Source organism: uncultured Psychrobacillus sp., from assembly GCF_938022135.1.
Taxonomy (GTDB): Bacteria; Bacillota; Bacilli; order Bacillales_A; family Planococcaceae; genus Psychrobacillus.
The window spans coordinates 1-18,594 of record NZ_CALIED010000020.1 but is presented as its reverse complement, the minus strand read 5'-3'; the positions used below and the strand labels follow the sequence as shown (position 1 = coordinate 18,594).

At 36.7% G+C, this 18,594-nt stretch carries 24 protein-coding genes and 1 riboswitch; of the genes, 18 read left to right on the top strand and 6 right to left on the bottom strand.

Going from position 1 to position 18,594, the window contains the following annotated elements; all coding sequences use genetic code 11:
* Positions 1-18 precede the first annotated feature (18 nt).
* The 5 genes from Q0371_RS04570 (at position 19) to Q0371_RS04550 (ending at position 5,485) form a co-directional block, all read left to right on the top strand.
* A complete protein-coding gene (locus tag Q0371_RS04570) occupies positions 19-1,398 on the top strand; it encodes a bifunctional UDP-sugar hydrolase/5'-nucleotidase (RefSeq protein WP_298468820.1) in 1,380 nt (459 codons plus the stop codon).
* A gap of 42 nt (positions 1,399-1,440) precedes the next feature.
* Positions 1,441-2,211, top strand: a complete 771-nt coding sequence (gene yunB / locus Q0371_RS04565) for a sporulation protein YunB (RefSeq protein WP_285841733.1) — start codon at positions 1,441-1,443, stop codon at positions 2,209-2,211.
* A 50-nt stretch (positions 2,212-2,261) separates the two neighbouring features.
* A riboswitch (Lysine riboswitch) is annotated at positions 2,262-2,445 on the top strand.
* Positions 2,446-2,533: 88 nt separating this feature from the next.
* Positions 2,534-4,105: a Na+/H+ antiporter NhaC family protein gene (locus Q0371_RS04560; RefSeq protein ID WP_298468814.1), complete on the top strand. Its 1,572-nt coding sequence runs from the start codon at positions 2,534-2,536 to the stop codon at positions 4,103-4,105.
* Positions 4,106-4,174: 69 nt separating this feature from the next.
* Positions 4,175-5,122, top strand: a complete 948-nt coding sequence (gene lipA / locus Q0371_RS04555) for a lipoyl synthase (protein ID WP_298468811.1) — start codon at positions 4,175-4,177, stop codon at positions 5,120-5,122.
* 21 nt (positions 5,123-5,143) lie between these two features.
* Positions 5,144-5,485 (top strand): YutD family protein, encoded by a 342-nt coding sequence (locus tag Q0371_RS04550; RefSeq protein WP_298469179.1) that lies wholly within the window; start codon positions 5,144-5,146, stop codon positions 5,483-5,485.
* 120 nt (positions 5,486-5,605) lie between these two features.
* Here the strand turns inward: Q0371_RS04550 and Q0371_RS04545 are convergent, their stop codons facing one another.
* Positions 5,606-6,619, bottom strand: a complete 1,014-nt coding sequence (locus Q0371_RS04545; protein ID WP_298468809.1) for a hypothetical protein — start codon at positions 6,617-6,619, stop codon at positions 5,606-5,608.
* 244 nt (positions 6,620-6,863) lie between these two features.
* Here Q0371_RS04545 and Q0371_RS04540 point away from each other — a divergent pair, with 244 nt between their 5' ends.
* From Q0371_RS04540 to Q0371_RS04530, 3 genes are all read left to right on the top strand, one after another.
* The gene (locus Q0371_RS04540) at positions 6,864-7,244 is read left to right on the top strand and encodes a hypothetical protein (RefSeq protein ID WP_298468806.1); all 381 of its coding nucleotides are present in this window, start codon (positions 6,864-6,866) and stop codon (positions 7,242-7,244) included.
* A 12-nt stretch (positions 7,245-7,256) separates the two neighbouring features.
* Entirely contained in the window at positions 7,257-7,841 is a 585-nt protein-coding gene (locus Q0371_RS04535) for an alpha/beta hydrolase (protein ID WP_298469177.1), read from the top strand.
* Positions 7,842-7,910: 69 nt separating this feature from the next.
* Positions 7,911-8,381 (top strand): DUF5412 family protein, encoded by a 471-nt coding sequence (locus Q0371_RS04530; protein WP_298468803.1) that lies wholly within the window; start codon positions 7,911-7,913, stop codon positions 8,379-8,381.
* Between the two features lie 150 nt (positions 8,382-8,531).
* Here the strand turns inward: Q0371_RS04530 and Q0371_RS04525 are convergent, their stop codons facing one another.
* Positions 8,532-8,798, bottom strand: a complete 267-nt coding sequence (locus Q0371_RS04525) for a DUF3055 domain-containing protein (RefSeq protein WP_169359644.1) — start codon at positions 8,796-8,798, stop codon at positions 8,532-8,534.
* A gap of 87 nt (positions 8,799-8,885) precedes the next feature.
* Here Q0371_RS04525 and Q0371_RS04520 point away from each other — a divergent pair, with 87 nt between their 5' ends.
* Together Q0371_RS04520 and Q0371_RS04515 are read left to right on the top strand one after the other, a co-directional pair.
* Positions 8,886-9,347, top strand: a complete 462-nt coding sequence (locus Q0371_RS04520; RefSeq protein WP_169359645.1) for a DUF86 domain-containing protein — start codon at positions 8,886-8,888, stop codon at positions 9,345-9,347.
* Positions 9,334-10,098, top strand: a complete 765-nt coding sequence (locus Q0371_RS04515; protein ID WP_298468799.1) for a TIGR01457 family HAD-type hydrolase — start codon at positions 9,334-9,336, stop codon at positions 10,096-10,098. The genes Q0371_RS04520 and Q0371_RS04515 overlap by 14 nt, the downstream gene beginning before the upstream one ends.
* A 106-nt stretch (positions 10,099-10,204) precedes the next feature.
* Here Q0371_RS04515 and Q0371_RS04510 read toward each other — a convergent pair whose 3' ends face one another.
* On the bottom strand, positions 10,205-10,441 hold the full coding sequence (locus Q0371_RS04510; RefSeq protein ID WP_169359647.1) for a YuzB family protein: 237 nt from the start codon (positions 10,439-10,441) through the stop codon (positions 10,205-10,207).
* A gap of 128 nt (positions 10,442-10,569) precedes the next feature.
* Here Q0371_RS04510 and Q0371_RS04505 point away from each other — a divergent pair, with 128 nt between their 5' ends.
* A complete protein-coding gene (locus tag Q0371_RS04505) occupies positions 10,570-11,637 on the top strand; it encodes an NAD(P)/FAD-dependent oxidoreductase (RefSeq protein WP_298468796.1) in 1,068 nt (355 codons plus the stop codon).
* A gap of 52 nt (positions 11,638-11,689) precedes the next feature.
* Here the strand turns inward: Q0371_RS04505 and Q0371_RS04500 are convergent, their stop codons facing one another.
* On the bottom strand, positions 11,690-12,016 hold the full coding sequence (locus Q0371_RS04500; RefSeq protein WP_169359649.1) for a YuzD family protein: 327 nt from the start codon (positions 12,014-12,016) through the stop codon (positions 11,690-11,692).
* A gap of 191 nt (positions 12,017-12,207) precedes the next feature.
* On the bottom strand, positions 12,208-12,687 hold the full coding sequence (locus Q0371_RS04495; RefSeq protein ID WP_298468793.1) for a hypothetical protein: 480 nt from the start codon (positions 12,685-12,687) through the stop codon (positions 12,208-12,210).
* A 333-nt stretch (positions 12,688-13,020) separates the two neighbouring features.
* Between Q0371_RS04495 and Q0371_RS04490 the strand changes: the two genes are divergently transcribed.
* The gene (locus Q0371_RS04490; protein ID WP_144538629.1) at positions 13,021-13,254 is read left to right on the top strand and encodes a NifU family protein; all 234 of its coding nucleotides are present in this window, start codon (positions 13,021-13,023) and stop codon (positions 13,252-13,254) included.
* Positions 13,255-13,298: 44 nt separating this feature from the next.
* On the opposite strand, the gene Q0371_RS04485 is transcribed toward Q0371_RS04490, so the two are convergent.
* Positions 13,299-13,970 (bottom strand): DUF2225 domain-containing protein, encoded by a 672-nt coding sequence (locus Q0371_RS04485; protein ID WP_298468781.1) that lies wholly within the window; start codon positions 13,968-13,970, stop codon positions 13,299-13,301.
* A gap of 143 nt (positions 13,971-14,113) precedes the next feature.
* Between Q0371_RS04485 and Q0371_RS04480 the strand changes: the two genes are divergently transcribed.
* From Q0371_RS04480 to Q0371_RS04455, 6 genes are all read left to right on the top strand, one after another.
* Positions 14,114-14,476, top strand: a complete 363-nt coding sequence (locus tag Q0371_RS04480) for an iron-sulfur cluster assembly accessory protein (RefSeq protein ID WP_169359652.1) — start codon at positions 14,114-14,116, stop codon at positions 14,474-14,476.
* Positions 14,477-14,810: 334 nt separating this feature from the next.
* A complete protein-coding gene (locus tag Q0371_RS04475) occupies positions 14,811-16,022 on the top strand; it encodes an NAD(P)/FAD-dependent oxidoreductase (protein WP_169359653.1) in 1,212 nt (403 codons plus the stop codon).
* A gap of 191 nt (positions 16,023-16,213) precedes the next feature.
* On the top strand, positions 16,214-16,393 hold the full coding sequence (locus Q0371_RS04470; RefSeq protein ID WP_298468774.1) for a hypothetical protein: 180 nt from the start codon (positions 16,214-16,216) through the stop codon (positions 16,391-16,393).
* A gap of 107 nt (positions 16,394-16,500) precedes the next feature.
* Positions 16,501-16,995: an NUDIX domain-containing protein gene (locus Q0371_RS04465; RefSeq protein ID WP_298468772.1), complete on the top strand. Its 495-nt coding sequence runs from the start codon at positions 16,501-16,503 to the stop codon at positions 16,993-16,995.
* Positions 16,996-17,415: 420 nt separating this feature from the next.
* Positions 17,416-17,538, top strand: coding sequence for a YuiA family protein (locus tag Q0371_RS04460; protein ID WP_298468770.1), 123 nt, complete (start codon positions 17,416-17,418; stop codon positions 17,536-17,538).
* A 94-nt stretch (positions 17,539-17,632) separates the two neighbouring features.
* On the top strand, positions 17,633-17,962 hold the full coding sequence (locus Q0371_RS04455; RefSeq protein WP_298468768.1) for a YuiB family protein: 330 nt from the start codon (positions 17,633-17,635) through the stop codon (positions 17,960-17,962).
* Positions 17,963-18,594 lie beyond the last annotated feature (632 nt).

Genomic DNA, 18,594 nt, shown 5'->3' with positions numbered 1-18,594 from the left:
AGCCCGCATAAAAAAGAGGTGAGAAAGCTGAGAGAGACCATTCATATTTATCATACAAATGATTTACATAGTCATTTAGAAAATTGGCCGTCTATCCATCACTTTCTCTCTGAAAGACGTAAAAAGCATGCAAGCGATTCCTCTCTAATATTAGATATCGGTGATCATGTGGATCGCTCGAATATATACACAGAGGGAACACTTGGGAAGGGGAACGTGAAGCTCTTAAATGATGCCCAATATGATTATGCCACGATTGGAAACAATGAAGGAATCACATTGAGTCACGAAGAATTGGATTCGTTATATGAACAGGCTAAATTCGAGGTCATAGTTTCCAATTTTACGGATTTGGAAGGGAATATTCCTAGGTGGGTGAAGCCTTATAAAATTCATCAGACGGCCTCTGGAATTCGAATTGGGATTATAGCTGCTACTGCGGATTATCGTGTTTATTATGAAAAGCTTGGGTGGAGATTGCAGGATCCTCTTCCTAGATTGCAGGCAGTTGCTGAGCAGATTTCTCCTCATGTCGATGTCCTTATTTGTATGTCTCATTTAGGAAAGTCTAAGGATGAAGAGCTATGTGAGCTGATACCGTCTCTGGACTTAATTTTAGGAGCACACACGCATCATTTGTTCGAGGAAGGGAAAATGGTTGGGAATACATTGCAGGCCGCTACAGGGAAATTTGGGATGTATGTGGGCTATGTGAGTCTTGAATATGACCATTCCATGAAAAGAGTTGTTTCTAAACAGGCTGTTGTCTATCCTACAGACGCGTTGCCAGTCCCTCAAAATGCAGGACACACGATGGGAAATTGGGAGCGAATCGGTAAAGAAAAGCTATCTTATCCTGTTTTTACAAGCAATTCCTTGTTAAAAAAAGAGTGGTTCAATGGGTCTGAGTTAGCGAATTTCTTTGGAAAGGCATTGCTAGCATACACGAATGCAGATTGTGCCATGTTCCCTGCAGGAATTTTCTTAAAGGATTTACCGGAGGGACCTGTCACTGCTTGGGATCTACATCAATGCCTGCCTCACCCCATTAATCCATGTATCGTTACATTAAGTGGAGCTGAGCTGCTAGAGGTGATGGAGCTTTCGAAAAACGAAAAATGGCCAAATTTAGAAGTGAAGGGTCTCGGATTTCGTGGTAAGTATTTAGGGGCTATTTTATTTGAACAGGTTGAACAAGATATGCATGGGCAGCTTTTGATTAAAGGTGAGCCATTAACGTTACATCAAACGTACCGGCTGGCGACGCTAGACATGTTTACTTTTGGATTTTTCTTTCCTTCTTTTAAGACCGCGAAGAAACAATATATTATGCCAGAAACTATTCGGGACGTTATAAAATGGTATGGAATAAAGGAAGAGCATAAATGTAGGGCATAATAGACCTCCTCGTTACATAAAAGTAATGAGGAGGTTTTTTCGTTGTTTTATCGCAAAAAGAAGAAGCGTTTCATATTTTTTAGCACTCAACGCAAATTAGCCATCTTTTTAACATGCTTTCTATTGTCAGTGGCTTGGGTATTCTATTATATAAATGCGCAACTAACTCCCACTTACTTACAATATGCTGAAGTGCAAACGAACAAGATTGCATCTATGGTAATAAGTAAGGCGATTAACTCGCGTACGGCAAATGTTCTAGATGTAAACGATATTATTGAAGAGGTTCCTTCGGATAGCAAAAATATGGTCACAACCAAATTCAATACAGAAATTATTAACCGAGTGCTATCTGATACAAATAGTTTAGTACAATCCCATTTAGAACAGGCTGAACAAGGGAATTTATCAAGTCTTCCTTACTTGGATGATATTGAGTATGATAAGCAAACAATGGAAGACCAAGGTGGAGTCGTATTTTTTGTTCCGATGGGGCAAGCAACGAATATACCTTTGATCGGTAACCTTGGTCCGAAAATACCAATTCGATTCCACGTGATCGGAAACGTTCAGTCAAATGTGGTGCCTACTATTACCGAGTTCGGTATTAATAATGCGTATGTAGAAATTAGTATCCACATTAAGGTGAATGTACAAATCATCGTCCCGCTTGCTAGTAAAATGAGTGTAGTGGAACAGAATATACCAGTAGCCATGGGTCTAGTACAAGGGCAGGTTCCTCACATTTATACAGGTGGGGATGGGTCGGCTGCTCCATCGGTGGAGGTACCTATACCGTTACCGGAAGATTAAAAAAACTTCATTTTTCTTAAATTAATGTTAGAATAGATAAAAATGAATAATAAATAGGTAGAGGCCGCATTGCTTAATAGTATGTTACGGGAGGGTGACTCCAAGGATCGTAATAGAAAGGAAGTTTTGCCGAAACTAAGTATGTCTAGTCAAGGATGCTTAGTTGGGGTTATTTTGAACAAGAATAACACTGTCATGTATATGGGGACATATAGATGGGGAGCTACAAAAGTGAAACAAAGTGTTATAACTAAAATTTCATGTATAAGCCAACCTATAAAATACTATAGGTTGGCTTTTCTATTTTCAAGGAGGAACAGTTTTGGAGAATACAATTTTTTCGTTAGTGCCACCGCTATTGGCAATCATCATGGTTTTATTGACAAAAAGGGTCTTGTTATCGTTAGGAGCAGGTATTCTTTCTGCAACCTTACTAGTAGAGGAATTTAGCCCTGTTGGATCTTTGTTAATGTTATGGAATTCCTTTAAAATCTCTTTTTGGGATGGGGGATTAAATGTATATAACATTTATATTTTATTGTTCATTCTCTTGTTAGGTGTAGTTACCGCTTTTGTCAGCCTGTCAGGAGGAAGCACGGCTTTCGCTAATTGGGCGATTAAGCGAATTAAAACGAAAAGAGGCTCTAAACTATTAACAGCCTTTTTAGGAATCATTATTTTTGTGGACGATTATTTTAATGCATTAGCAGTAGGGCAAATTGCAAGACCAATTACGGATTCGCATAAGGTTTCTCGTGCAAAGCTAGCCTATTTCATCGATTCTACATCAGCACCGATATGTGTAATCTCACCAGTTTCTAGCTGGGGAGCATTTTTGATCAGCCAGCTAGGTGTTATTTTCACAACACATGCTGTGACAGAATATACTCCGTTAGAAGCTTTTATCACAATGGCACCAATGAATTTCTATGTTATAGCTACTTTAGCGATGGTGTTCTTTGCCGCATGGACAGATTTTGATCTGTTTGAAATGAAAAAGCATGAAAAACGCGCGAAGGAAACAGGAGTATTATTTGATCCAAATAAAACAAACCCAGGAGATATGGAAGGAGATTTTCCAGACAATCAGTATGGTAAAGTGATCGATTTATTGCTTCCAATCATCTCTTTAGTAGTGGTAACGTTAGGATTGATGTTCTGGACAGGCTATCAGTTGTCTGGAGGAATTTTAGATATTTTTGTCATCTTTGAAAATACAGATGTTCCTTTGTCCTTATTTATAGGTGGATTGGTAGCAAGTATTTTATCCTTCCTGTTGTATGCGCGCCAATTCAAAGTGAACCCAGATGCTAATATGAGCTACGTGTGGAAGGCTTTACGTACAGGTGTTCAATCTATGCTTCCAGCTATTATGATTCTTGTGTTTGCATGGGCATTGTCTTACTTAATCACGGCATTAGAAACAGGTGCATTTTTAGCTACAATCGTTACGGAAAATAATGTTCCGGTAGGTATTATACCAGTTTTAATGTTTGTGTTGACTGCATTTATGGCTTTTGCTACAGGTTCTTCCTGGGGTTCGTTTGGTATCTTGCTTCCTATTGGTGCAAGTATTATCATGGCAATCGATCCGCAGCTATTGCTACCAGTATTAGCAGCAGTATTGGCAGGGGCGGTTTTCGGAGACCATTGTTCACCGATTTCGGACACTACGATCATGTCAGCTACGGGAGCTGGAGTTAATGTCATTGATCATGTGATGACACAGCTGCCTTACGCAATTATTAGTGCAATCATAGCTGCAATCGGATACTTAGTATTAGGATTGACAGGCTCTGTCATGATAGGATTAATAACAGTAGTAGGAATCCTCATTCTATTATTTGGGTTTTGGACCCTTAGTAATAAAAGTGGGAACAAGCATTCTATTTAGCTTTTTTAGAAGGTTGTTTGAATTCAAATAATATGGTACATTGACAACAGTGAAGTCAGATTATTTGAAATGGGGGATGGAATCGTGACATCATGTAAGCCACCAAAAGAACAGCATGAGCGCAAGCCTGAATGGCTCAAAATAAAGCTAAATACGAATGAAGATTATAAAGGCTTAAAAAAACTAATGCGCGAAAACAACTTAAACACTGTGTGTGAAGAGGCAAGATGCCCTAATATTCATGAGTGCTGGGGATCTCGTCGTACTGCTACATTTATGATTCTTGGCGCAGTTTGTACAAGAGCATGTCGCTTCTGTGCAGTAAAGACTGGACTTCCAAATGAACTAGATTTAGCGGAGCCAGAACGTGTGGCAGATTCAGTTGTTATTATGAATCTTAAGCATGCGGTAGTGACGGCTGTAGCAAGGGATGACTTAAAAGATGGCGGATCAGAAGTTTTTGCAGAAACGATCCGTGCAATTCGAAGAAAAAATCCTTTTACTACAATTGAAGTGCTTCCATCGGATATGGGGGGCATTGAGCAAAACATCCGTAACATTATGGATGCGAAGCCAGATATCCTGAATCATAATATTGAAACGGTACGTCGATTAACTCCTAGAGTTAGAGCACGTGCACAATATGACCGTTCTTTAGAATTATTAAAGCGTGCAAAGGAAATGCAGCCAAGCATTCCTACAAAGTCTTCGTTAATGCTAGGTTTAGGGGAAACGTTTGAAGAAATCATTGAGGTTATGGATGATTTACGTGCAAATAACGTTGATATTATGACAATTGGTCAATATTTGCAGCCTACGAAAAAACATTTAAAGGTTCAAAAATATTATTCTCCAGCTGAGTTTGGAGAACTGCGTAAGATAGCAATGAGTAAGGGTTTTTCACATTGTGAGGCAGGCCCACTTGTTAGAAGTAGCTATCATGCAGATGAGCAAGTAAATGCAGCTGCGAAGCAAAGACAGCAACAAGGTGAGGAATTACTAGCTGTTCAAGAGTAATAGCTAATGGATGGTGAATGTATGATAATAGCAGAAGGCTTCACTTATGAAGTAATAGAAGATTACCGTGATGCGTTTAAAGAGGAAGCTTTTTTGGAGCGTTACAGCGAGATTTTAACAAAGTACGATTATATTATGGGAGACTGGGGATATGGTCAGCTTCGCCTAAAAGGATTTTTCGAGGATCGGAACCAAAAGGCAACATTCGATACGAAAATTAGTACGATGAAGGATTATTTGTACGAGTATTGCAATTTTGGCTGTGCTTATTTCCTTGTTAAAAAAACAGGTGTGGCTCCAAAACCAGTAGTTTTAGAGGTAGTAAAAGATAAACAAGAAAACCTTGAGCAGGATCAGTTATGATCTAGCTCAAGGTTTTTTTCTGTAGTAGAGTTATCATGAAAAGTAGGGTTCTGAGTCATAATAATACCCTTTGGCTTTCTGCAGAACAAGCTTCTTGAGGTGAGCAAAGAGAATAAGCTATCAAGACTCAGTTTCGCTGTTATTTTTCTTAAGAATAAGATTAACTTTTTCTACCATTTCAACAATCTCAGGGTGTATTCTATTCTCTTCTTCTAAGATTAAATTAGCTGAATCTATTTCCTTGAACACACCTTGTATTGATTTTAATTGATTCATCTGATCGCTTGTTGGAGGCTTGTTATCGATTTGGTAAAGTAAGCTGATTAAGTCCGCTAAAGAGACATTTAGCTTTGGATTTAGGTCAGTGGCCATCTCCAACAATCTCTCTGCATTACTAATATCCTCTAGCATTGGACCGATGGCCAGCCATCTCTTTTCCTCATCTTGAAGATCTTTCTCACTTTCTTGAATAAAGGAAGCGTTAGTTGTAAAAGCCATGTCTATGAATTGAAATGCTTCCTGAAAAAAGGCATAAGATGCGGTCTCATTATAGTGATTATTTGTGTTTTCTTTCTTATAAAATGTTTCTTTCAAGTATCCGTGTTCATCTTTATCAAATTTGAAACTCTGTACAGTTCTATCAGAGTGCTGCGCTTTAATCATGACGATTAATGGTTTTCTTTCAAAAATGGTTGTACTAAAATCTATATAGCCTAATTGAACATATTCATCAAAAAGAGGATAGGTTTTATCACCGTCTTTAACGACCAACAACCACTTCTGCCCATCATCCCATGCATAACGGCCGTTCTCCATTTTTCCTGCATCTACATGCAATTCAATTATTTCATCTTCACCATCGCCATCGATGTCGATTTTAGTTGTTTTATAAAGTGCAACAGGATACTTTTCAATATCTTTTGCGAGAATCATAGAATAATCTTTATTCACTTCTTCATTCATCGCCAGCTCCAGTGTGGTTTTTTCCTCCTTTAGAGTGTCTTTTTCTAATGAAAGTTGTTCTAGTTGCTTTTTAAGCTTGTTAATTTCGTTGGCTTGATCTGTGTCTGACTGATCAGCGCAACCAACAAGTATACCTATTAAGCATACGATTCCCAGTAAAAGTCCTCTCATTTTATTATTTCCTCCTATATAGCAGTAATAAATATTAATTCTCTATTCTTTTGGTTATACCTCTTTCAATTACCTAATTGAAAGGAAAAAATGATTTCCGCTCATATGAAGGTGATAAGGTTCAAACACAACAAGTTGAGATGCTCAATAATCTTTCCATATCTATGTTTGGAAATATTTAGTGTGTTAATATGATATAAGAGAAATAGTAATCGCTATTAAAATACTGTTTGGAGGAAAGAGAGTGAATTCAAACACTAACCGTTTAGCATACAATGAAACAGAAGTTTATTGGAAGAATTATCAGAGATTTTTTCCTGAAGAGTTGCGTATAAATGACAATAATCTACCTGATGAAGAATGGTGGGTTTGGAATGACTATCATATACATCTAGATCGAATGACTGCTTTGGATTCGAACATTAAAGTTGTTTTACTACATGGTGCAGGTGGAAACGGGCGACTATTGGCTCCCTATGCTCTGATGTTACAAGCATATGGATATGATGTTGTATCTCTAGACCTTCCTCCTTATGGTCTTAGTTACACCGAGTCAGTGAAATCTATGGAATACTATGATTGGATAGAAATAATTTCAGAGTTTATTAAACAGGAATTCAATTGAGACGGTAAGCCAATTGTTTTATTAGGGGCAAGTATCGGAGGCATGCTAGCATATCATGTGGCTAGTATGAGTAAGCAAGTGAAAGGTTTGATTGTTACGACTTTTGTAGATACAAGTAATCAGAGGGTTCGTGATCAAATTGCCCCCAATAAGTTAATTAGCCGACTAGGTAAATTCACGTTGGATCGCTTCCCTCTTGTATTAGATTCGTTTCTGATCTCCGTTTCTAAAGTATCAAGAATGAAGTTAATCACAAATAATTATGAGCTGACGAAACTAATTATTCAAGATTCTCGAGCTGCGGGGACAAAAATTCCTTTGCGATTTCTAAGAACCTTTTTAAATGCGAAACCAATTATTGAACCTGAATATTTTGATGCTTGTCCTATATTACTTGTCCATCCTGAAGTAGATCCGATGACGCCATTTAAATTAAGTGAATCTTTTTATAAACGACTGAAATGTAAGAAGAGATGTGTAATTTTAGAAGGAGCCGGTCATTTTCCTGTAGAACAACCTGGTGTCGAACAGATGAAAATAGCTGTCCTAACCTTTTTGAATGAGATAGAAAATACTTTTGAGTCAAAAGAAGATTAGAATTAACTATAGGTAACCGTGCTTAGGTGGAAATATACGACTTATTATTAATGAGGTTGGTGCTCAATATTGAACAATACGCTTTTTAACCTATTCGTTTTTATAGGACTGGGTTCTACCCTTTTTACTATCGTGCTTTTAATAGCACTATTTACAATTAAATATATTCGCAAGAAACCAAAAGGCTTTCCTAAAAAAGTATTTGTTTCTATGAGTATTTTAGGCACAGTATCGGCTGTTTTTTGGAGTAGTTGGATTGTTAATCCTAATTTCTTGCCTCAGGGACATCCTGGTCAAACTCTTCAATCTCCAAATGGTGATTTTAAAGCACAGGTATATCATATGTCTGGATTTATAGATTATAAAAATGTAAGAGTAGATATAATTAACAATGAAACGAAAAAGAAAGAAATGATTTATTATGACTATGTAGATAAAGCGTTAGACATTATGTGGGTAGAGGAAGACACTTTAAAGATTGAAGAAAAATATTTAGAGGTTGATAGGGATAAATTTGATTATAGAACACAGGGGACTTAAACAATCGTGAGCGTGATGGGGTAAATAAGTAAAATGAGCATAGAAGCATAGCTTCCAGCTCATTTTTTTGTGCATTATAACTTAACCATTTAAGAAATGCTTTCTCCCAAGCGTGTACAGAGAACTTTTCTGATCATGTCAGGGACATCATTAACTCAGCAATTCTCTTAAATATTCTCTAAGCTCTAATGCTTCCTCTTCGGATCTATTAAAAATATGCTCTAGGTAGCCCGGTTCTTCTACATCATCTGAACCTATGATGGCTGACCGATTGTATTGTATATCCATTACAAGAACTTTTCCAAAAAATCGAGAGCTCTGTACGATCGCTAAGTCGTAACGCTGAGACTCGCCTGTAAATCCAACAAACCTTGTTTTTGTATCTTCGACATCATCATATAAAAAGAATCGCTCCACCCTTGACACTCCTTCCTTACCTAACAATTATGGTACTATAGAATAGAAGTAGATATCAACGAAAACAAGAAATTAGGAGGCTGTACCATGTATTTTGTGGACCGTAAAAGTATAGCACTGACACTAAAGCATATGAGAGAATTGTTAGTGTTAATTGATGGCAATAAAGACTGGAATGAAAATGAAATTACCAAGTTAGCCCTGGAGCGAGTTGGACAAAATATGATTGAGTCTGTTATAGATGTAGGTAATTCTATGATTGATGGCTTCATCATGAGAGATCCGGGTGGCTATGACGATATAATTGATATTTTAACCGATGAAAAAGTTATTACACCTGAAATGGATGCCCCTTTAAAAGCTGTGATTGAAATGAGAAAAGAGCTTGTAAGACATTTCTTTTCCGTTGACCATAAGCAATTAGAAAGCGTATTGGTGGAAAACCTTCCTTATTTAAAACAGTTCCCAGAAAGAGTAGAAAATTATTTGATTAACGAACTTGGACCCGTTTCGGCATTTTTACCGGAGGACTCCGATGTCCGCCTATAAAGGGTACTTTTTAGATTTAGATGGAACTGTTTATAAGGGACAAACACCAATTCGTGAAGCTGTCGATTTTGTTCATTATTTGCAAAATAAAGGAATCGAGCCTTTCTTTGTAACAAATAATTCATCGATGACTCAAAAGCAATTACAGCAGAAGCTCGCAAAGATGGAAATTCAAACATCTGAGGAGCAAATCATTTCTTCTAGTATTGCTGCAGCAAATTATATTGCAGAGCATTATCCTGCAAAAAGTGTTTTCATGATCGGGGAAGAGGGACTAAGCGATGCTCTAGCCTCCGTTGGGATTGAGACGACTGATGAGCTAGCGGAAGTTGTCGTAATGGGAATAGACCATCAAGTCAATTATGAGAAGCTTGCGCAGGCTTGTTTATCAGTGAGAGCAGGAGCGGCATTTATTTCTACTAATAGTGACCATGCGTTTCCAAGCGAGAGAGGGTATCTTCCTGGGAATGGTGCATTCACGAAATTAGTAGAGCATTCTACTGGTGTTGAGCCAATTTTTACTGGAAAGCCACAGCCATTTATGCTGGAGTTTATTCAAAAAAAATATGGCTTTAAAAAAGAAGAGATGGTTATGATCGGAGACAACTATCAAACAGATATCCTTACAGGGATACACATGGGCATTGATACAGCTCACGTCAATACAGGTGTCAATCGTACGGAAGAGCTACAGATGTTATTGAAAAAACCGACTCATTTCTTAGAAACCTTACATGATTGGATAAAATAAATAGTATTAAAAAATGAAAAAAAGGCACTTCCTGTTCGTTTGAACAGAAGAATGCCTTTTTTTCTATTAGTTAAAAAATATTTTAAAATCAGATTTGCGGCTGCTCTTAAAACAAAGGATTTTCTTCAATATATTTGTATATATTAGATACTAAATCTTCAGAGGAATTACCTTCGACGACATCCCCATTTACGATGGCGAATAGCGTTTCAGAGCATAGAGAACAATAGCTGAGGCAGCCATATTCTAGTACGTCTAAATCTGGATCTTGTTCTAATATATCAAATGCCTCTTGTGAACCATTTGCAAGGTTGCTTATACAAAATTCAACCATTGGATTCATAGCTGTCACCTCACTACATCGTCATGCTACTCTATTTTTTTTAAAAGGTCAATTGAGAAGTTGTATTGTGAAAACTGTCACAATCATTTATAATTTGAGGAGACATTGAAAGAAAAGGGAGAATATTTATGCGAAAATTAGTCTTATTAGGTGGTGGATACGGTAATATGCGCGTATTATTACGCCTATTGCCAAATAATTTACCGGATGATGTAGAAATAACATTAATAGATCGTACGCCATTTCATAGCTTAAAAACAGAATTCTATGCTTTAGCAGCAGGAACTTCATCTGACCAAAATATAAGAGTTGCTTTTCCAGACAGTAACAAACTAAATATTGTTTATGGGGAAGTTGAGAAAATCGATGTAGAAAACAAGCAAGTCATTCTACAAGGAGAACAAACTGTTCCTTACAATGATTTAGTCATTGGGTTAGGCTGTGAGGATAAATATCATAACGTTCCGGGTGCAGAGGAATACACTTATAGTATTCAAACAATAGGACGTTCAAGAGACACTTATAATAAGATTGGTGGACTTCCAGCTGGATCTATAGTAGGTATTGTTGGAGCAGGCTTAAGCGGAATCGAGCTTGCAAGTGAACTTCGCGAAAGTAGACCGGACCTTAAGATTAAATTATTTGATCGTAGTCCTCGTGTATTACGAGACTTTCCTGAGCGCTTAAGTAATTTTGTGCAAAAATGGTTTGATACAAATGATGTTGACGTTATTAGCAACTCGAATATAACGAAGGTCGAGCCAAATAAATTATACAATCATGATGAAATAATCCCTGTGGATGTAGTAGTGTGGACTGCTGGTATTCAGCCTGCAGCACCAGTCCGAGCTTTACCAGGTGAAAAGGATAAGACAGGACGCATTATTCTAACTCAATATCACGATTTGCCAAGCTATGAAAATGTATTTGTAGTGGGAGATTGCGCTTCTTTACCTTTTGCACCAAGTGCTCAGCTTGCCGAAGAACAGGCAGAACAAATAGTAAAGGTTCTACAAGCACGCTGGAAGGGCCAACCGCTTCCAGAGAAAATGCCAGAGATTAAACTAAAAGGCTTCATGGGATCATTAGGGAAAAAACAAGGATTTGCCTATTTGGCAGATATCTCAGTTACTGGTCGCATTGCGAGATTAATGAAGTCAGGCTTACTATGGATGTATAAACGACATAACGGTTAAAATAAAAAGCTTAGGAACGTAAAGAATACGTTACTAAGCTTTTTGCGATTATTTAGTTTGCTATATACCCATACTTTTCAAGAGCCGAGAATACTGGCTTTAATTGAATATATCCTTCACCTATTACTTCCTCGTTAATCATGATTAGTGGATAAAAAAACTCATCATTGGCAATTTGATTGGCAATCGATTGTTGTTTTTCATCTTCTAGAGGCTGCTCTATATCAATATATGAAAATGTTATTTGATGTTCTGGAAATTTTCTGCTGATAGCGGCTTCTAACCATTCGTATGTGTCCTTTGATGAAGGTGCATTCACACAGCTTGCACATACTATATCGGCACCGTAAACTTCTACAGTGAGCTTTTCTTGTGCCATAATTTACTTGTCCCCTTTATCTGTTTAATCCTTATCCCCTACACATTACATTATAAAGGGGTTACTGAAAAGCTGTCAAAAGGTCCACACCTCTTCATTTTAATAGGAGGCTTCATGAGCAAAGTCAGGACTGGATTAATTTACTAGCCCAATAAGGAGCGATAGGGATATACGATACTTCTTCTCTTATTCTATCTGCCACCTAATGAGACGTACTCCAATTGGTTGTCCTTGTCGTAATGGAACACGACGAGACTGTTGCTGTCGTGCTGCGGGTTATACATGTAATAGCTTATCTCGGTCATGTCATCAAATTTGTTGAAGAAACCGATGTGTTTCGACTGCTTGGCCAGTTCGACCTCGAACGGTAGATTACCCTCTGGTTCCGCTAGGTGTATCGCATTGTTCTTTACTTCGAACTTGACCGGGAACTCGGCTTTTAGCGTTTCGAAATCCTCAGCTGCAAGTAGATCCATGAAGCGCCTCGACGTTCTATCGGTTTCCTGTAGGAATCCGTTGTAGTCAGCTCTGTCCTCACTTAGTTTATCTTTTAGCTCTTGATTCTCTTTTTCCAGCGCTTCGATTTTTTTCTCGTGATCCGCAAGGTCTTTTTCATCTGAACAACCGACCATCATGATTGAAATGAGTGTCAACGATAGTAATTTTTTCAATTAATTACCCTCCTGCTATGTCATTAAGTGACATTTTATAACGAAATACAAAATTGTACAATTTTTCTAAAATAAGTGTTGTAAAGATAGTGACATAAGTTAATAAAAATGGCATAAATTGATGGCCTTTTTACTCAATGAGATGACAAATGCTCATTTTTAGACGTTCAAAACTACCTGGAGCCATTCTATGAGTGTCATGCAGAGATCACAGTATGTAATATTCATTCATCTTTAAGCAGACTATTTACCGTAGATGTTTTACGGGAAGTAAACACTTCCATTTAATCAGCAATTATTCTATAATGATTGTAGTGAAAGGAGTCGATCTATATGACTGATACAATTAATGAACAAGTTCAAGAAGTTTTAGATAAATTGCGCCCATTCTTACTACGAGACGGTGGGGACTGCGAGCTTGTTGACGTTGAAGACGGCATTGTAAAACTACGACTTTTAGGAGCATGCGGAAGCTGCCCAAGTTCTACGATCACTTTAAAAGCTGGTATAGAACGCGCTTTACTAGAGGAAGTACCTGGTATCGTAGAAGTAGAACAAGTATTTTAATCCTAATAAATATGAAAAAAGAAGCCTAGCTGGCTTCTTTTTCTTTATGTACGCATTTCCTGCCAGCGTTCTTTGGCCATCTCAATAAGTGAAGGTTCAACAGAAGAGCTTTGTTTTTCTAGGATCATCGAAAAATAACGTGTAGCTAAATCTCTTGCTCCAACTCGTCTAGACAGCTCTGCTATCATGTAAAGAGCTCGTATCTCAGACATTTGGGTTCCACTATAATCCTCCCTAGAATATGAATCGATATAGCGGTCTCGCGCTATTTCTAGAAATCTTTTTTCCTCATCTTGTTGTCCTAATATACGGTAGAGCCAAGCTACTCGCAATGCTAAGCCGGCTATGGATACAAATTTTTCTTTCTTTAAAGAAGCACATAATATTCCTAACTTATAAGCAGTGATTCCTTCTTGAATCGTTCTTTCACCGCCGTAGGAGCGTGATGTCCATTGTTTAGTTATGTTCTCTTTGATCGCGTCTTTTACACTTGGAGCAAAATATTTTGTGAAATCATCTGTAAACGAAAAGCCACAGTGCTCACATACAAATACATTATAAAGTAATGGATTGATCTCTTTATTCTGGTAGATTGGTTGAAAGTCTGTATCATGGGTTTCTAGCTTTATAAATTTCGAACGAATCTTAGTTGACTTAAATTTATTTTTACAGTGTAAGCATACTACCTCTTTTTGATAATACGGAAGTATTTCCATTACTTTTTCCCCTTAGAAGCCTATTATTTCTTCTATTATACTGTAAAAATATGTAGAAAGCGATGCGAGTTTCGAGTAGTTTTCCTTGTATAGATAGTGAAAACATTGATATTATATATACATAAGGAAGGAATGTGATCTAGATGACAGAAGTAGTTAATTTGTCTGAAGCGGCAGCTTACCGCGTTAAAGAGATGATGGTCCACAATGAGGAGGAAGGTTCACTTCTACGTGTTTCCGTTAATGGTGGTGGATGTAGCGGACTTTCCTATGGTATGGGATTTGAAAAAGAGAAAAATCAAGATGATTTAGTTTTGCATCAGCACGGACTAGACATCATTGTTTCCAAGGAAGATGCATCTATACTTACTGGAACGGTCATCGATTATAAAGAATCGTTGATGGGTGGAGGCTTTACGATTGATAACCCGAATGCAATTGCTTCCTGTGGCTGTGGTTCATCGTTTAGAACTGCTAAAAAAGAAGGCACACCTGAAAGCTGTTAAATAAATGAAAGAACATTTTCTTGCATTAGAAAATGTTCTTTTTTATAAATAAAAAAGCATATACGCTCTTAAAAGGAGAAAGCTAAAAGGACTGAATAGTTTCCTTATTGCATGTTAGTTAAACTTGCATTTGAACTTTTTAATAAATACTAACAATTATCTGTATATTCCTACCTTTAGAATGTTGTTAAATAGTGTTGAAATCCTATTCTAAAAGGTCTAAAATAGGTATAGTGTGAAATTTGTCGGAAAAATGACAAGCTAAAAACGAATGAACGAGATTTATGAATCATTCGGTTGTTATAAAAAATAAAAAAAGGTGGTTGCGATCTTCGTGAAAAGACCAACAGTTCTAGTATTAGGAGCAGGATACGGTGGATTATCTACTGTAGTAAACCTTCAAAAATTAGTAGGTACAGATGAAGCAGATATAATTTTAATAAATAAAAACGATTATCATTACGAATCAACTTGGTTACATGAGGCTTCGGCTGGTACGTTAAGTCCAGATCAAGTACGTTACGATATTAAAGACGTTATCAATAAAGGAAAAGTTCAATTCGTAAAAGCTACAGTTGAAGGTATTGATGTAAACTCTAAAAAAGTAGCAACAAGTGCTGGGGAATACACATATGATTACCTTGTAATTGGATTAGGCTTTGAAGGCGAAACATTTGGAATTACAGGATTAGATAAATATGCTTTATCTATTGCAAACGTAAATGCAGCTCGTCAAATCCGTGACCATATCGAGTACCAATTTGCTACATGGTCTACAGAAGAAACAAGAGATGATGCTCGTTTAACAATCGTTGTAGGTGGGGCTGGTTTCTCTGGTATCGAATTCTTAGGAGAGTTAGGGAATCGAATTCCTGAGCTTTGTGCGGAATATGATGTACCAAAAGAAAAAGTACGCGTTGTTTGTGTTGAAGCAGCACCTATGGTTTTACCAGGATTCGATCCTGAATTAGTTGAATATGCTGTTCGCCAACTAGAAGCAAAAGGAATTGAATTCTCTATTGGAACACCAGTAGTAGAAGCAACTCCTGAAGGCGTTAAGATTAAAAAAGGTGAAGAAGAATTTGAATTCATCAAAGCTGGAACGGTTGTTTGGGCAGCTGGTGTCCGCGGAAACCGTTTAATCGAAACTTCTGGCATCGAAAACATGCGTGCTCGTGTTAAAGTTGAAAAAGACATGCGTGCTCCTGGTTTCCCAGACGTATTTATCGTTGGAGACTGTGCATTGATGATCAATGAAGCAATTAATCGTCCATACCCACCAACAGCTCAAATTGCTATGCAACAAGCTGTAACAGTAGCTCAAAATATCGTAGCTCTTATGAAGGGTGAAAATACGAAAGAATTCGTTCCTGAGCTTAAAGGTACAGTATGTTCTTTAGGTGAGCATGATGCAATTGGTGACGTAATGGGTAGAAAGCTAACTGGTACAAAAGCTTCTATTATGAAGAAGGTTATTGATAACCGTGCTCTTTACATGATCGGTGGAGTTCCATTGATGATCAAAAAAGGTAAATTCAAACTATAATATTAATATAACCAAATTTCCTACTGAATTATTCAGTAGGAGATTTTTTTGTGGAGGAAAATACAAAAAACTTGGAGAAGCGTTTTCAGCTTAATCACATCCAATTATAATTAAAATGGTGAATAATAAAAGGCATGTTATGTTTAAGCTTAACTTTTAATGCACTGTAAAAAGCTAAAGGGGAGAAATAAATGCAAACTAAACTAGTTTTATATATTTCAATTTGCTTGATGCAATTAATAATTTTAACTAATATCGTTCTTTTTGAGGGACAGTGGAATGGAATTACTATGTGGTTATGCACAGCTATATTTGTTCTTTCTTCTGCTGTTTTTGGTTTTAATAGAACAAATAAAAAACAAGATAATTGAGACCCATTAAAAAATAACCGTAACAAGAACTTTCCCTTTAATTTTCTCCCCATATTCTTGTCTTGAAGGAAATTGGCGCTTACACTTATCTTAAGGGAGTTGGTTTAATGTCTAGAGATAAAAGAGGTAGCGTATGGCTAGGAGTAGCTGGGTTAGTTTTAAATAGTAAAGGTGAATGGTTGGTTGTTAACAAGCGATACGGTGGGTTGGAAGGTAAATGGTCGCTTCCAGCTGGCTTTGTAAATGGCAATGAAACAGTTGACGAGGCTGTGCTCAGAGAGGTATTAGAGGAGACAGCGGTAAATTGTAGGGTCATCAATATGATCGGGTTTAGAAGTGGTGTATTGCAAGGAAAAATAAGTGATAATATGGCTATTTTTCTTCTTGAACCAACAACCGATGAGCCAATTATCCAGGTCCAGCTTTCAGAGCTTTATGAAGCAAAGTGGATTCATCCTACAGACTTATTGCTCGATGAGACAGCCTCCGTTATGTTACATGAGCTAGCAGCAGCTTCCTTAGAGGTTGGTTTTCCAACTATAGATGGTGTAGATCCAGGAGATATATTTGGTTATACGAGTTATAAATTATTCATAAAATAAAAGCTGAAACTAATACGGCATAAGTGGCTAGCCTAGCTTTTTATGCCGTATTAATATTATGTGTTAATGATATATAATAGCTGCCGTATCAAACAAGAAAAATCAATTTTTTATGATTGTAGGGCAAGTGACGAGTGATGGCTTAATTAACGCTCCTCCCATAAAAAGCATCCGCTAAATAAGCCGAAAATAATTAGCTGTATTAATAAAAGCATATAAACCCTAATATTCATTTTCAATTGTTCGGTTTTTTTCAAACAAAAAGGTAAACGTTTTAATTACTAATAAATTAAATAATTTGAATAATTTCATTATTTAGACACATTTACATAAAAAAGTAGAGGATGTTCATTTACAAATATATTAATACGTGATATATTATCTGAATATTATAAATAAATGAATGAGGAGGCGCTAAGAATGACTAAATTACAAGAAGTAACTACAAAATCATGTCCGTATTGCAAAGGGGAAGGGTACTTTCAATTAAGGCTTGGAGGATCCGAAACATGTGGCTGTTGTCAGGGCACTGGCAAGAAATAATAATAAGGCTTTTTGACAAAAATGTGAAAAGAGATAACTGGATTGAATACCGGCCTCCGTTAAGGTAAACTATTTAAAGATGTAACGGAGGTTAATGACTATGAATTTTACAATTACACAGATGATTCTTTCAGTTCTAATATTTCTAGTAATGTTTTTTGGAATCGCCTTCCTATTAAATATGTTGCTTAGAATGTCTTGGTTTGTAGCTATTCTTTATCCACTTATAGTGATATTTATTATTGATGAGGTCGGAATTTTTGATTACTTTACAAAACCGGGTTCTTCCTTCTCTGCTCTAGGAGAAAAATTCATGTCACTACATATGGCAGATATCGTTATTTTATCAAGTGGTTTTGTCGGTGCAATTCTAGCAGGAATTGTGATTAAAATGCTACGTAAAAGTGGATATCAGATGTTTTAGAAAGATGGCCTATCTAGGCTGTCTTTTTTTGTTATAGAGCCACTCTACTTAAATCTGTTTAACAAAAGATTTTTATAAATATACATAAACAGTTTCCTAGTTATATGCAGAGGTTTCAGCTTTAGCGATATCCACTCTATTATTCCTTTGGAAAGCTACGAAGATCGTTATTCTCTTATCTATTGTGTGCTTCCTCTTATGAGGTTTATATTGCTGAGAACAAATAAGTTAAATGGGAGTGGGAAAATGTTATTATTATGGCAACTTTCATTATTTGTTTCAATTTTAACTTTATTAGTTGGTTTTGTTAAAAGGTCTTGGGTCTTTTTATTAATTAGTACGTTTACATTCATACCGATAGCATATTATTTTTTAGGGGCGAATAATGCTTGGAAATATGTTGGTTTAACTCCTGTCATACTACTTGTTCTTACTATATTATTCTGGTTCATAAGTAAAAAAATGAGTTCAGTTAAATGATAAATCTATAAATAAAACCCTTTAAAAAAAGAAATCAAATAAAAATGAGCTTGGAGAAAATATCCCAGCTCATTTTAATTTAGGCTATGTTAAAGGTTAGGGTTGATTTATGATGCAAAGAAATCTTAGATCAGAGAGTAGAATTGATTTCC

Bases quoted from the DNA above. Each gene is read 5' to 3' on its own strand.
- Q0371_RS04455 (WP_298468768.1), top strand. From the start codon at position 17,633: ATGACTATGAATTTTACAATTACACAGATGATTCTTTCAGTTCTAATA.
- Q0371_RS04460 (WP_298468770.1), top strand. From the start codon at position 17,416: ATGACTAAATTACAAGAAGTAACTACAAAATCATGTCCGTATTGCAAA.
- Q0371_RS04465 (WP_298468772.1), top strand. From the start codon at position 16,501: ATGTCTAGAGATAAAAGAGGTAGCGTATGGCTAGGAGTAGCTGGGTTA.
- lipA (WP_298468811.1), top strand. From the start codon at position 4,175: ATGGGGGATGGAATCGTGACATCATGTAAGCCACCAAAAGAACAGCAT.
- Q0371_RS04470 (WP_298468774.1), top strand. From the start codon at position 16,214: ATGCAAACTAAACTAGTTTTATATATTTCAATTTGCTTGATGCAATTA.
- Q0371_RS04550 (WP_298469179.1), top strand. From the start codon at position 5,144: ATGATAATAGCAGAAGGCTTCACTTATGAAGTAATAGAAGATTACCGT.
- Q0371_RS04545 (WP_298468809.1), bottom strand. From the start codon at position 6,619: ATGAGAGGACTTTTACTGGGAATCGTATGCTTAATAGGTATACTTGTT.
- Q0371_RS04520 (WP_169359645.1), top strand. From the start codon at position 8,886: ATGTATTTTGTGGACCGTAAAAGTATAGCACTGACACTAAAGCATATG.
- Q0371_RS04510 (WP_169359647.1), bottom strand. From the start codon at position 10,441: ATGAATCCAATGGTTGAATTTTGTATAAGCAACCTTGCAAATGGTTCA.
- Q0371_RS04515 (WP_298468799.1), top strand. From the start codon at position 9,334: ATGTCCGCCTATAAAGGGTACTTTTTAGATTTAGATGGAACTGTTTAT.
- Q0371_RS04500 (WP_169359649.1), bottom strand. From the start codon at position 12,016: ATGGCACAAGAAAAGCTCACTGTAGAAGTTTACGGTGCCGATATAGTA.
- Q0371_RS04485 (WP_298468781.1), bottom strand. From the start codon at position 13,970: ATGGAAATACTTCCGTATTATCAAAAAGAGGTAGTATGCTTACACTGT.
- Q0371_RS04480 (WP_169359652.1), top strand. From the start codon at position 14,114: ATGACAGAAGTAGTTAATTTGTCTGAAGCGGCAGCTTACCGCGTTAAA.
- Q0371_RS04505 (WP_298468796.1), top strand. From the start codon at position 10,570: ATGCGAAAATTAGTCTTATTAGGTGGTGGATACGGTAATATGCGCGTA.
- Q0371_RS04490 (WP_144538629.1), top strand. From the start codon at position 13,021: ATGACTGATACAATTAATGAACAAGTTCAAGAAGTTTTAGATAAATTG.